Origin of the sequence: Nostoc sp. JL33, assembly GCF_017114985.1 — a bacterium.
Classification (GTDB): domain Bacteria; phylum Cyanobacteriota; class Cyanobacteriia; order Cyanobacteriales; family Nostocaceae; genus Nostoc.
On sequence record NZ_JABXKP010000075.1, the window covers coordinates 64214 to 77805 of the forward strand.

12 protein-coding genes and 1 pseudogene are annotated in these 13592 nt (G+C 44.3%); 2 read left to right on the top strand and 11 right to left on the bottom strand.

Annotation, left to right across the window (positions count from 1 at the left end):
* Nucleotides 1-273: 273 nt before the first annotated feature.
* The 8 genes and pseudogenes from HWQ23_RS21650 to HWQ23_RS21685 form a co-directional block, all read right to left on the bottom strand.
* Complete coding sequence (locus HWQ23_RS21650) at nucleotides 274-1398, bottom strand: AI-2E family transporter (RefSeq protein WP_292832579.1); 1125 nt, start codon at nucleotides 1396-1398, stop codon at nucleotides 274-276.
* 92 nt (nucleotides 1399-1490) lie between these two features.
* The gene (locus HWQ23_RS21655) at nucleotides 1491-1682 is read right to left on the bottom strand and encodes a hypothetical protein (RefSeq protein WP_292832581.1); all 192 of its coding nucleotides are present in this window, start codon (nucleotides 1680-1682) and stop codon (nucleotides 1491-1493) included.
* Between the two features lie 119 nt (nucleotides 1683-1801).
* The gene (locus HWQ23_RS21660; RefSeq protein ID WP_292832583.1) at nucleotides 1802-2362 is read right to left on the bottom strand and encodes a Uma2 family endonuclease; all 561 of its coding nucleotides are present in this window, start codon (nucleotides 2360-2362) and stop codon (nucleotides 1802-1804) included.
* Nucleotides 2363-2468: 106 nt separating this feature from the next.
* Complete coding sequence (locus HWQ23_RS21665; RefSeq protein WP_292832585.1) at nucleotides 2469-3029, bottom strand: Uma2 family endonuclease; 561 nt, start codon at nucleotides 3027-3029, stop codon at nucleotides 2469-2471.
* A gap of 84 nt (nucleotides 3030-3113) precedes the next feature.
* A pseudogene (locus tag HWQ23_RS21670) lies at nucleotides 3114-3670 on the bottom strand (Uma2 family endonuclease).
* A 188-nt stretch (nucleotides 3671-3858) separates the two neighbouring features.
* Nucleotides 3859-4284 carry a hypothetical protein gene (locus tag HWQ23_RS21675; protein ID WP_292832588.1) on the bottom strand — a complete coding sequence of 142 codons (426 nt, stop codon included), beginning with the start codon at nucleotides 4282-4284 and terminating at the stop codon, nucleotides 3859-3861.
* 817 nt (nucleotides 4285-5101) lie between these two features.
* The gene (locus HWQ23_RS21680) at nucleotides 5102-6865 is read right to left on the bottom strand and encodes a WD40 repeat domain-containing protein (RefSeq protein ID WP_292832591.1); all 1764 of its coding nucleotides are present in this window, start codon (nucleotides 6863-6865) and stop codon (nucleotides 5102-5104) included.
* Between the two features lie 431 nt (nucleotides 6866-7296).
* On the bottom strand, nucleotides 7297-7692 hold the full coding sequence (locus HWQ23_RS21685) for a hypothetical protein (RefSeq protein WP_292832594.1): 396 nt from the start codon (nucleotides 7690-7692) through the stop codon (nucleotides 7297-7299).
* A 297-nt stretch (nucleotides 7693-7989) separates the two neighbouring features.
* Between HWQ23_RS21685 and HWQ23_RS21690 the strand changes: the two genes are divergently transcribed.
* Nucleotides 7990-8973, top strand: coding sequence for an alpha/beta hydrolase family protein (locus tag HWQ23_RS21690; protein ID WP_292832597.1), 984 nt, complete (start codon nucleotides 7990-7992; stop codon nucleotides 8971-8973).
* A gap of 11 nt (nucleotides 8974-8984) precedes the next feature.
* Nucleotides 8985-9662, top strand: coding sequence for an SDR family oxidoreductase (locus HWQ23_RS21695; RefSeq protein ID WP_292832600.1), 678 nt, complete (start codon nucleotides 8985-8987; stop codon nucleotides 9660-9662).
* 35 nt (nucleotides 9663-9697) lie between these two features.
* Here the strand turns inward: HWQ23_RS21695 and HWQ23_RS21700 are convergent, their stop codons facing one another.
* From HWQ23_RS21700 to HWQ23_RS21710, 3 genes are read right to left on the bottom strand one after another with little or no spacing between them, the layout of a single operon-like run.
* Nucleotides 9698-11812 carry a xanthine dehydrogenase family protein molybdopterin-binding subunit gene (locus HWQ23_RS21700; RefSeq protein WP_292832603.1) on the bottom strand — a complete coding sequence of 705 codons (2115 nt, stop codon included), beginning with the start codon at nucleotides 11810-11812 and terminating at the stop codon, nucleotides 9698-9700.
* Nucleotides 11809-12804 (bottom strand): FAD binding domain-containing protein, encoded by a 996-nt coding sequence (locus HWQ23_RS21705; RefSeq protein ID WP_292832606.1) that lies wholly within the window; start codon nucleotides 12802-12804, stop codon nucleotides 11809-11811. Before HWQ23_RS21705 ends, HWQ23_RS21700 begins: the two co-directional genes overlap by 4 nt.
* On the bottom strand, nucleotides 12801-13496 hold the full coding sequence (locus HWQ23_RS21710) for a 2Fe-2S iron-sulfur cluster-binding protein (protein WP_292832609.1): 696 nt from the start codon (nucleotides 13494-13496) through the stop codon (nucleotides 12801-12803). The genes HWQ23_RS21705 and HWQ23_RS21710 overlap by 4 nt, the downstream gene beginning before the upstream one ends.
* Nucleotides 13497-13592 lie beyond the last annotated feature (96 nt).

Below are 13592 nucleotides of genomic sequence, written 5' to 3' on the forward strand. Positions count from 1 at the left end.
AATCTAGCTTGATTTATTCTCACCGACTTACTTACACAAAACCACACGCCCTCTGGGGCAATTCATGAATTGCCCTTACCAGAAAATCACTCTTTTCGGCTATTGTTTGCGTAAGTCATGTAAAAGAACCCCACCCCAACCCGTAAGAGCAGGCTCTTAGGTTAGCTCAAGCGCAGCTTTGGCTCTTTGGGGTTCCGGGTATTATGATTAATTGCCCGGACATGATATGACTCCTGAATTCTGACTCCTGAATTCTGACTCCTGAATTCTTCTTTAATTTGGTCGCTCCTGATTAACATCAGGATTTTCTGCTTTCCAATTATCATCTGCTTCAGGAGATTCTGAAACCATCACAAACTCAGTCTCTTGTGTATGATTATTTCCCCAGCTATCCAAAACATCTTTAATTAACACCTCTTGCAACCAAATCTTAGCGACAACAGTCAGAGGTAGCGCCAGAAATAATCCTAAAAAGCCAAAGAAAGTAACGAAAAATAGTTGGGCAATTAAGGTTAGAGCTGGCAGCAATGAGACTTGATGCGCCATGACAACGGGCGTGATGAAATTACTTTCAACCTGTTGAATGAAAAAGTAGAGAATCAAGACAGCAACGGCTTTCCAAGGTTCATCCAAGAAGGCGATCGCCATTGCTGGTATTACACTCATTGTCGGCCCCAAGTTGGGAATCAAGTTGAAAAATCCCGCTAAAACCGCTAAAGCTAGTGCTGCCTTTACATGCAAAATTGATAAGCCAATCAGACTCATTAGCCCCACTACACAGATGGCAATGAAAGCGCCTGTAATCCATCCCCCCAAAGAGACTTCGCATTGATTTAAAATTCCTTCTACCCGCCGCCGATAAAATGAGGGGAAAAGCTGCACAAATACTTTGCGGTAAGCTACGGGGTTGGCTAATAGCATTCCTGTTAAAACCAACACTAGCAAAATCTTGAGGACGACTTCCAAGGAGCCAGATACAAAGGCAAAGGAGTTTCCCAGTACCCGATTGACGAAGGGCTGTGCTTGTTGAATGAGGCTATTGATATCTGGGATGTAAGGAACTAACTGGTTAGGAATACGAGTTCTCAGGGCATCAAGCCAACCATTAAAGCGCTCAAACCCTTTAGGAACCTGATTGGTTAGTTCTTGAAACTGCTGTGCAAATGGCGGCACAATTAGCCAGAAAAAACCCACTATACCTGCCAAAAAGATACCTACTGCAAGGAGGACGGCGATTCCACGCCTCATCCCAAAGCTTTGGAAGCGTTTCGCTAGCCGATTTAAGGTGGTGGCTAACACAACTGCGGCAAACATCAGCAAAAGCACTTCCCGAATTTGCCACAGGATGTATAAAGAAAGAACGATGGCGATTAAGCCGATCCATTGACCGAGTTTCACAGGCTGACTCCCAACGGTTGGCGAGATGCAATTTTTTGGTAATTCAGCTAGATTAACTGATTTTAGTAACTTGTGCGTGGATGCTTCCCTTGTTAATTTTGTTTCTGTGCTTGGAATCGCCACAGTAGCGCGATCGCTATAATCACAATCGGCAACAATATTATAATCAGCGCGTTGGTTGCTGTCGCCGGAATTGATAGACTTGGCCCTGCATACTTAATCAATACCGATAACAAAGCTGAGAGTAAAAGCAGTTTTAGAACTAATCCTAGTTGATTTTGCATTAAAGTACGGCAGACAAATTTTTCTGGTACACACGATTTTGGGCTGTACCGCCCAGTTTCTACAATAAACCTACAGATACAATTCTTTGCAACTTTCTCTAGGAAATGCGATCGCTTTTTTACGTCAAACTCAACCAGCCAAAAACCTGTTCCACAGTCAGTTCCAACTCGATACCCTCAAGAATGGGTAATTTATCAGCACTTTCGTATAATTCCAATCGCTGTCCAGGAAAAATCCCCAGCACACTTTCGTCTTCAGGGTTAATTAACCAGCCTAATTCAATACCATTGCGTGAACAATGCAATAATTTACTCAACACTTTTGTAAACTTTTGGTCTGGGGACAGAATTTCAATTGCCCAGTCGGGATGAATTTGAAAGCGATTAACAATTCTGCCAGATGGAGTTTTAGGAATTGTGTCCCAACGAAACACAGAGACATCAGGGACGATAGAAGCGCCACCAAAAGTACAGCGTAGTTCTGGGAAAGCTACAGCAATTTTTTGGCTTCTAGCTATGCCGTTAATTGCTTCGCAAAGAGTAGCTTGGAGCAAGCTATGTTCACCTTGAGGCATAGGTTTTTGAATAATTTCTCCGTTGATAAAATCTGATTCTGGTTCAGTTTCCGGTAGTTTGAGGAAGTCGTCTAAAGTTAGTTGGGGTTGACTGGCAATAGTCATAAGTGAGTGCAATAGAGGGGATGGTCTAATTATGTGCGAATGTGCGATCGCCTACGGGTAAGCAAGCTATAACATTTCTAGTGCTGAGACATTTTGGATTGTGAGATTACGTCAAACTCAACCAGCCAAAAACTTGTTCTACAGTTAGTTCCAATTCGATACCCTCCAGGATGGGTAATTTATCAGCACCTTCGTATAATTCCACTCGCACTCCAGGAAAAATCCCTAGCACACTTTCGTCTTCAGGGTTGATTAACCAGCCTAATTCAGTACCATTGCGCGAACAATGCAATAATTTACTCAAGACTTTTTTTAACCTTTGATCTGGGGACAGAATTTCAATTGCCCAGTCGGGATGAATTTCAAAGCGATTAACAATTCTGCCAGATGGAGTTTTAGGAATTCTATCCCAACGAAACACAGACACATCAGGGATGATAGAAGCGCCGCCAAAGGTACAACGCAGTTCTGAGAAAGCATAAGCAAGTTTTTGGCTTTCAGTTACGTTATTAATGACATTACAAAATTTAGCCTGTAGTCGGCTATGTTCACCTTGAGGCATTGGTTTTTGAATAATTTCCTTGTTAATAAAGTCTGATGCTGGTTCAGTTTCCGGCAGTTTGAGGAAGTCGTCTAAAGTTAGTTGGGGTTGACTGGCGATAGTCATAAGCAAATAGCATAGAGGGGATGGTCTAATTATGGGCGAATGTGCGATCGCCTCGCATCCTTCGTTTCTGACAGGTGCTAGAAATTATATTTTTGGGAAACCTACAAGGCGATTAACTTGGATAGATACATCACCAAAGGCTAAGGGGACAATAATACCTGTAGTTAATGTCAGTTCAGTTGTGTATTGCCCATTTTTTAAGTCTCGAAATACTTGCAACTGAGAATTTTTGAAATTGACAACCCAATATTCAGCAATGCCTGCTTCTGCATAGATGTCTTTTTTATCACCCAAATCTATGCTCAAGGTGGACTTAGAAAATTCGATAATCCAGAAAATATCTTCAGGGTAAGGGTGATGTTCTAAGTAGACCTCGCCTAAAGGTTTGACAATAGCAACATCGGGGACGGGTTCTGAGTTGTTGGGTAGGGTGATGGGTTTAGCATCGCGGATTTTTGCCAGTTCACCTAGCAGTGTGCGGAGATAATCAGCTGCTTCGGTATTGTAGTAGGCATGGGGTTCTCGTTCTGCATAACTATGAGGTCGCCGCGCAATAGTTCAATGGGTTGGTCATCAAAAATCCCTGCTTCTATTGCTCGGTGATAGCGTTCAATTGTCCATTTATAGGTAGTTACCGTCATAGCCGCCTTTTTTCTACCGCTTCGACAATAGCTTTAGTTTGATTTTACTGCGATCGCACTCGTTACAAAGATTTTTGCAGAGAGCAACACGCAGTAGGGGCGCACAGATAGATGTGCGCCCCTACGAAAAACCTAACTTAGATTCAGACTTTGGAAGGCTCGGCTATTGCTGCTTTCAATCCTCTTGATCAAAAAACACGGTAATACACATCATATATAGAGCCACTTCCAGACACACGCGCTATTGCTGTGCCATTTGTTGCTCCATTGACAGTAAAGCCACCTAGAGAATCGTCAGAACCGTTGAAACCGCCGTCTTCATCGAAAAGTTCGATCCTTGTAGGGAAATTAACGCCTAAACCTCGGTTAACTCCCGATGTCTTTCCGGTAGAAAAACCTTCAGTTCCCCAGAGCTTACTGCCATTGACTGTGATATAGGTATCATCATCGTCAAATGTATCTGCATTAGCTTTGATAGCCTGAAGTTGCTCTATAAGAAGGAATCCGCCTCCTTCTATGACAGCCCCTTCTTCAGGAGTTAATTGAGCGAATAGTTGTTCCTCATCGATACAACAAAGGTCAGAATTAATAGTCTTTTTGTTGATGCCTAGCATGGGTTTTCTCCTTTTTTAATTAAGTGCATACAGAGATAATTAGGTAAGTTTTAATTCACTAAATTGGCATGATATATTTGCGAGATGAATCGGCAAATGTAACCATTAAAACTTCCTTCCTTATTGGAACAAATCATCTGATGATTCAACAACACCACAAATTTGCACCTTTTTTGTGATACTTACTAGGTGAACCTCTGTACTATGATTCTTTACGATGGCTTTTAGTATTTATGCACTGAGATATGAAAAGTTGTTCAAAATCTATACAATGCTTATAGAGGATGGAGTTGACCATATTGGACTCAACTGAGAACCGCTATATTACTTAACTCATAGTCAGCCACCTAAAAACTTATTTAACTGTCAGTTCTAACTTGGTATTATTGAGTGTAGGCAACTGATAAGCTATTGTATATAATGTTACTCAATACTCGGAAACGCTGTTAACACAGTTTTAAGTTTCACGCAGAAGCGCAGAGAGTTTTTGAAGTTTGTTGTTCAGGAGTATCAAAGACTCGTCAACCCAGTTCAGAGGTGGATTCATCCAGTTCAAAGACTCGTCAACCCAGTTCAGAGGTGGATTCATCCAGTTCAAAGACTCGTTAACCCAGTTCAGAGGTGGATTCATCCAGTTCAAAGACTTGTTGACGGAGTTCTGACCAATTAATTACGAATTACGAATTAGGGACTTCCAACAAATAAATTACCACTACTTGTGGGGTGGGCCGAAAAGCCCGCCTCTGGCTTAGGGGTCTCGTGTCGCCCACCCCACAATAAATAATTGCATATTTTTTTATTTGGAAGTCCCTTACTATTAACTTCGTTGCCAAATTTTAATCGTCTTATCCAAACTCCCGCTAACCAACATCTCGCCGGAAGCTGTGAAGGCTAATGCTGTAACTATATGAGTATGACCTGTAAATGTACCCAGCAATTCCCCGGTTTGTAGATGCCACAATTTAATAGTTTTATCAGCACTACCGCTAGCGATAATTTGACCATCGGGACTTAAAGCGATCGCATATACTCTATCTCTATGTCCTTTGAGAGTATGAAGTAATTCCCCAGTCTCCAATTGCCAAATTTTAATCGTTTGATCCCAGCTACCACTCACCAGTAGTTTACCATCTGCACTGATTGCTAAGGAACCAACGATGTGAGAATGACCCATGAGGGTGTGCAGTGGTTGTGTGTCCTTTAAACTTTTGACTCCCGTCTGGGGTAAGGTGCGCCAGACTTTAATTTTGCGATAGCTACCTGTAATCAGAGTTTCCCCATCTCGACTCAAAACTAGGGAATGAGCAGCTGTATCATCTAAAGAGAGTGCGATCGCAACCTGACGTTGCATCAAATCCCAAAACAGAATTTTTCTGTCATCTCCGCCAGTCGCTAACATTCTGCCATCTGGAGTAAAGGCAGCACACCGCACTACCCCATTATGTTTGTGCAAAATATCTATCAAGTCTAAAGCGCCTACATGCCAAAGCTTAATTGTGGAATCTGCACCGCAACTCACTAAAGTCTGTCCATCTGAACTAAAAGCTAGAGAATTCACTTCATCCACCAGCCCAGATATCACCCAAGGATACTCTGACAATGTATCTATTAATTCACCCTTGCTTAAATCCCAGAGCTTTGTTTCTCCACGGCTACCACTAGCCAATATGGGTAAGGCTTTGCCATTCCCACACCCGGAACTGAAAGCTAGGCAATTAATACCTCTGTTGTGTCCTTTCAAAGTCTGCCAACATTCCCAGTCACCGATTATATCCTTAAGGCAATGCTCTGATGGTAGAGTCTGTATTGTATCTGCGATCGCTCTCTCATTAATTAATAGCGACGTGTCTTTTTTGCCAATAAGTGATTCTAAATACCAACTCAACCCCCCCGCATACAACAATTTACTTGGAGTCAGATACAGTTTTGGTTCAGTCAGTTCAATTTGATTTGCAGGTAAAAAGCCTGTAATTATGCTTTGTTTTTCGTATCCTAAATTACCTGTAGATGGATAAAACAAACACAGAAAAATTAATACTTGGTGATTTTTTAAATCTTCTTGAGTAACTGACCACCTAATTTTGTCTTTCTTAATACCATTAAAACTTTCTCCATCAGCAACATGAACTTGAACACTTAGCTGAGGATTATCTTTGAGTACATAAGAGAATTTGCTTTCGCCACCCAAATTTCCCTCATCATCTAAAATCATGTTTTGCAAAGTATCTTGTGACACCTTTTTTACCAACTTACCCAAACGTTCAGTTATCACCCAATCAACAATATGCTCCCGAAAAAGATAATCTTGGGCTTGCTGTTGGAAGTATTTGGGAAAAGGTATCGTCCAGTCGGGAGGCTCAGGATATTCAGGCGGCGTAGGCGGCGGATTTTTGGCGAGAACTTCTGCTTGTTGGCGAGAAAGCTCTTGGAGTTTTGCCAAAGGCTCGCCCCAAAATCCGATAATTTCAGTGTGACAACCTTTAACTTGACTTTCCAGCAAAGATAAGTCATAAGTTTTAGGTTTTTTCACACGTTGAAGGAAGTCAGTTTGTTGAGCTTTGAGTAAGCTAATCCAATCCATCTACATTCCTGCGGCAAACTATTGCATACCTACGGTAAGCTATACCAACGCAATTACTCAAGTTTATAACCTTAGTTAATTAAAAATTCCGTAATCTTAGCAGTCTAATAAAACACAACCATTAGCATATATTTGCGGTAAAGATCGAGATAGATAGCACTTAGACATTTGATTAACTGATGCAGCTAAAGTATAGAGAATTCAATTATGTCAGTCAATTCTAACGGAAATGGAGAACGAGATACTGTTTCCCTAGAAACAGTTCTAGCTGCAAAGGAAAGTTTAATCCCAGAGGGATTTAAAAGGTTGCGGTAACGTTAAGTCAATAAATCCCTACAAAAAAATCACCTATTACAGCAGGGTAAAAGTAAACCACCCATCCCAAATAAATCAAACCCTTGCGGTATAATAATTACGAATTACGAATTATTTTAACCTTTGCGTTTTGGTTGTCTGGGTGTAGTACTTACATCAGAGGAGTCGCCAAAAGTATCCCTTGCCTCGATCTGTTTAATTTTCAATTGCAAGTTCAAGTCATCACTGCTAACAATTGTTTCTAAATTTGCTAGTCTTTGCTCTAACAGTTCTATTTGCTGCTGTTGCAAATAGTTAGTTTTTGATTTACGCTCATCAGAACGCCAAACAGCAACTGTACCAACAGTTGCGCCACCAATAGCAACTAAAGGAAGAATAGCACCGCTTTTAGTAACGACTGAAAGTGGGACGCAAACTCCGAGAATGGCTACTGTAATTACCCAAATTCTTGTGGTGGCAGATAATCTGACATCTTGGTATTGTTCTAAATTTGCTTGAGATTTTTTAGCCATAAGTAAATCCCTTGAAAAGTTATTTGCTAGATTGCCACAATTGTTTACTAAAATACTTCCTACAACTAGGTTAAGTATAATTCTTGTACTAATATTTTTGAATTACCAGTAGGTAAAATCCCAACCAGCGAAATGATTTTCCTGACTTTTATCCAGACGCGATTAATCGCGTCTTTACTGCTGCCTTCTGCTTTCTACTTAGTTACTTCGTTATTTTAGATCATTAGATTTTGCTTGTGAGGAACAGTTGTACACTGAGAGGAAGATTTTCTTGAAGTCATAGTAAGGAAAGTACAGATGACAGTTCGTGCTTTTTTTGAAGCTGCCAAAGTTGAGGGTGTTCAGTCACCTTACGATACCATTCACCTGAAAATCCTCTATCCAGCACAGACACCGGAGAGTCAGCTAGAAAAAAGTATAAGAATTGAGCCAGCTAATCCAGAAAAAGCACCTTTTCCAGTAGTGATTTTCTTCAATGGCTATAACTGTGATGCCCAACAATACCAATGGTTAGCAATTAAATTGGCTGAACGTGGATTGGTAGTGGTTCTGTTTAATTGGATTACCAAAAATCTATCAGGCGTAATTAGCCTTACACCTGGGGTTGATTTTGAAAAGCTGAAGCCCACAATTTATCCTACTGCTCCCACAGCTTTGGCTTTGCCAGCACTCCTAACTAAACTCGAACAGTTACAAAATCAAGGAATTTTAGCAGGAATGTTGGATTTACAACGGATTATTCTCGGTGGACACTCTGCGGGTGGTTTAGTATCGCTCACAAATGCTGACCCTCGGTTTTTCCCTGGAGTTGTTGCATCTTTTGCTTATGGCGCAAGTAGCAGAGGACTTTTAACCATAGGGTATGAACCAGGAATTATCTTGCCTTTACCAGATTCCCTACCACTGCTACTGATGGGAGGAACCTGTGATGGATTCATGCTTGCCAGTAGCGAACTCTATGGTGTAAGTCCTGGGGATGCTACTATCCCAGTTACACGTACATTCCAAGAAGGAATTGCTGGGGGACGAAATGACAGCTATCTGGTAATCTTAGAGGGAGCAAATCACTTTGCGATCGTTGATGAGCCAGACTCCACTACAGTTGGACCCTCTCTCGACTTAAAAGCTACTCAATCCCAAGAAAATTTGCGTTTGCTGATGAGTGAAATTATTGGTCTGTTTATTGACACTTATGTTCGCCACCAGCCAGAAGCATCCCAGCAGCTTGAGCAATTATTAACTGCTGCCAATCCTCTGATAAAATCCTTTGAGCGTAAGTAGTTAAATTTATTATGACAAGTGCATCTTATATTTTTCTGGCTGGAGCAAGTCGCGGTGTTGGTCGAGAAATTGCTCAATATCTCACAGCGCAACAGCTAAAGGTCAAAGCACTCCTGAGAACAACAGCAGTTGCTACTGAACTAGAAAGAATCGGTATTGAGGTAGTTCTGGGAGATGCCTTGAATATTGGCGATGTAGAACGCGCAATGCTGACAGATGAACCTATTCACACGGTTATCAGTACAATTGGCGGTTTACCATCAGATGTAGAAAGGCCCGATTACCCTGGTAATAAAAATCTGATTGATGCAGCAGTTAAAGCTGGGGTACAAAAGTTTATTCTTGTATCTTCCATTGGTGCTGGCAATAGTGTTGTTGCTGCGTCACCCCAAGTTTTAGCGGTACTGGGAAAAGTTTTAGCTGAGAAAGACAAAGCTGAACAACACTTAATTGCCAGTGGACTTACCTATACAATCATCCGTCCTGGTGGACTAAAGTCAGAACCAGCAACGGGTAATGGCGTTTTGACTGAAGATCCACACATTATTGGTAGTATCAATCGTGCAGATGTGGCGCAGTTAGTTGGTCGCTGTTTAAATAGCGAACGCGCCAATAATAAAATTTTGTCAGCAGTAGACCGAAACATGCTGTTTGGACGCATTGAATTTGCAGAATTTAGTTTGGGTTAGTGCCCCTGGAGCTTCTTTTCAACGTCCCATGCCTTTTAGATCAACTTGTCAGGTGTAATAGGTAAATCACGGATGCGCTTACCTGTGGCATGGTAAACTGCATTGGCGATCGCAGCTGAAACACCTGTGATCCCAATTTCGCCTACACCTCTTACACCTGCTGGGTTGAAGTTGAGGTCAGGTTCGCCGACGAAGGCCACCTGAATGCGAGGAATATCTGCATGGGCTGGGAAGTGATAGGTAGCAAGGTCATAAACCACGGGATAGCCAATGTTTGGATCAACTTGGCACTCCTCCATTAAGGCTTGACCAATACCCATGATCACACCACCACGGACTTGACTGGCTGCTGTCTTAGAGTTGATAACTCGCCCGATATCCATTACAGACACCCAGCGCGTCACCCGCAAACGTCCGATTTCTTCATCCACGCTGACTTCGCAAAAATGTGCGCCCCAAGATTGGAACGCCCATTTCTTGGTTTCATCGCCAGGAGCGGAGGATGCTGTGGCTTCAATTGCTGGTTGGCCGGACTGACTCAGAGTTGCAAACGCCTCCTGTGCAGTCTTAGCATTAGCAGTTTTGAGAACTTGCTCACAAGCTGACATGACCGCCGGGAGGAGAGATGCTGTCATCATGGAACCACCCGCCATGCCTCCATCTGGTAGCAAGGAGTCACCCAACTCTACATGTATCTGTTCGACGGGTAGCCCCAATGCGTCTGCTGCTGTGGCTGCAACAACGGTATATGCGCCAGTGCCCATGTCATTCCCGGCAGTGAGAAGATGGGCAGTACCATCTGGTAGCAGCCGTACCTTGACTGATGCTTTACCCCGCCTGCCAGGGTAGGTTGCTGCCGCCATCCCCCAACCAACGAGTTTACCATCGCGTGTCAAAGAACGCGGCTGTTTTGGTCTGTCTTTCCAGCCAAATTGCTCCGCACCCAAGAGCAAACAGTCAGCAAAATGTTTGGCTGAGAATGGCTGACCTTCGCGTTGGTGTTCTTTAGTTTCATTTTTCAGGCGCAGTTCTACCGGGTCAATCTTTAGCATCCAGGCCAGTTCGTCCATCGCTGACTCTAACGCCCACATCCCAGGATTCTCTCCTGGGGCGCGCATGAATGTTGGTGTACCGATGTTCAGCACTCCTAGTTCCTGCTTCAGTTGCAAGTTCGGCGCTGTGTACATAACTGGCGTGACCGCAGTACAGCTTTCTGTAAAGACATCCACTGGTGAGGTATAGGATTTAACCTCATGGGCGATCGCAGTTAAACTACCATCAGCAGTTGCTCCCAAACGCATAGTTTGCTCGGTTTGGGAGCGGTGTCCGGCGTTCGCTGTCATTTGCCGTCGGCTGAGGACGACTCTGAGAGGACGCTGAAGTTCACGGGCAGCCGCAGCACAGAGAATACCGTGGGGCCAGGGAAAGGCTTTAGAGCCGAAAGCTCCACCCAAAAAAGGTGTGACGACGCGAACCCGTTCAGTTGGCAGTCCAAAGAGTTCCGCATAGGTGCGCTGGCTTGCCGACACCCACTGGGACGGTTCGTAAACAGTCAGTGAATTTGCATCTTGCCAGTGGGCAATGATGGCATGGGGTTCCATCGCCGCGTGCAGTTCGATGGCTGTCTTGTAGGTAGCGTCAATTTTTGCTGTTGCACTCGCCATCCCTGCCGCAAAATTCCCTTTTTCAAACTTTAGGTCTTGACCAAACTGCGGTGGTGCCTGATTGAAGGTGGCTTTCGTAGCTTCCACGACTGGCTTTTGACTTGTGTATTCCACCTTGACCAAATGCGCCGCATCACGCGCCCGCTCGAAGGTGTCTGCTACTACCAAACCGATAATTTGCCCTGCATAGTGAATTTTGTCATCCGACAACGGCAGACGAGCCTCGTAGATTTTCGAGGTCATAAAGTCGTTGGCTGGCGTAAACACTTTAGGCGAGTTTTTATGCGTGAAAACATCTATCACACCTACTGCCTTTTCTGCCACAGTAGTGTCGATGTTTTTAATTTGCCCATTGGCAGTGCTGGCGGTGACAAGATAACCGTGAACCAGACCTGGAATTTGATGTTCTGCGGCGTAGGTTGCCGTGCCCGTAACCTTTGCCCGTCCATCCTTGCGGTTGATGGCAGTCCCAATTACTTTGTTCATACTACACCTCCTCCTTTGGCTGACACCGTGAGTGCGCGACGAATTGCCCGCTTTGCCAAGTCAACTTTGAAACTGTTATGAGTTAATGGTTTAGCTTCTTGAAGTGCAATTTCTGCCGCCTGTTGAAACGTTGCAGTATTGGCACTCTTGCCGATCAAAAACTTTTCTGCTTCCTTTGAGCGCCAAGGTTTATGGGCTACGCCACCCATTGCCAAGCGCACATTCTGAATCTGCTCACCCGCTAAGTCAACCGCAGCTGCCACAGAGACTAACGCAAAGGCATAGGAAGTGCGATCGCGTAACTTTAAGTAAACCCCTGATTTGGCAAACGGCACTGGGGGCAGAATCACAGAGGTAATCAACTCACCTGGCTCTAAGTTTGTATCTCGCTGGGGTGTGTTCCCTGGTAGTCGGTGAAAGTCTATCAATGGTATCTGCCGCTTACCCTTGGGGCCTTCCACAACAACAACAGCATCCAGAGCCGCAAGAGGGACACACATATCCGAGGGTTGAACTGCCACGCATTGGTCACTGGCCCCAAGGATGGCGTGCATCCGGTTGATGCCCGTTGCTGCCGGACAGCCGCTTCCCGGTTGCCGTTTGTTGCAAGGGAAGGCGGTATCGTAGTAGTAGGGACAGCGAGTGCGTTGCAGTAGGTTGCCCCCTACGGTTGCCATATTGCGGATTTGCTGAGACGCACCAGAAAGAATCGCCCGGGACAGTATTGGATAATCGCGGCGAACATCAGGATGGTCTGCCACTGCTGTGTTAGTTACCAGCGCTCCAATGCTCAGACCACCTTCATTTGTGCGTTCAATGCGCTTCATCTCTAATCGAGAGATGTCGATAAGTTGCGATGGCTCATCTAAGAAAACCTTGAGACGGTCAACCAAATTCGTACCGCCCGCAATCAATATCGCATTTTGGTCATTTGTTGCGCGTTCAACCGCATCTTTCACAGAGGTAGCACGGGTGTAAGTGAAGTTGTTCATCTGAGCATCTCCTGGGGTTCATTGACCATCACAGCTGCGGCAGGAGAGGGCGGTTTTTGTCCTATTACCTGCTGGACTGCTGCCACAATGCCGTTGTAAGCGCTACATCGACAGAGATTACCACTCAGTCGCTCCTGAATTTCAGCTTCAGAGAGTTCAGCCAACTGTGGGGGACGAGTCAAATCTGGCGTGACAACGCTGGCACAGCCGCGTTTGACTTCATCAAGTAAGGCAACAGAAGCACAAATCTGTCCTGGGGTACAATAACCGCACTGGAAGCCATCGTTATCAATGAATGCTGCCTGCACTGGATGGAGAGTATCGCCCTTCGCCAGCCCTTCAATGGTGACGATCGCCTTGTCTTCCTGCATCACTGCCAGAGTCAGGCAGGAATAAACTCGCTCACCATCGATCAGAACAGTACAGGCCCCACACTGCCCATGATCACACCCCTTTTTACTGCCCACTAGCCCCAAGCGATCGCGCAGGGCATCTAAGAGTGTGACACGCGGCTCAAGCTCAAGGGTTTGCTGCTCACCGTTAACAGTAAGTTTCACGTTTATCTCACCTGGGTTACTTTGGCTAGCGTCCTTTGCTATAGTTGCCTGATTCAGTAATGAGGGAGCGGCTATACCCGTTCCGGCAGCAGTCTCTACCTGTCCCAAAAAACCGGGTTGGGATGTTTTTTCCATCCTTTTTTCCTGTTCCATAATTCGTCCTTCTAGATTGAATAATCCAGTAATTCTGAGAACTTAGGGATATGCATAGCTATTTAGTATTGTGTACAT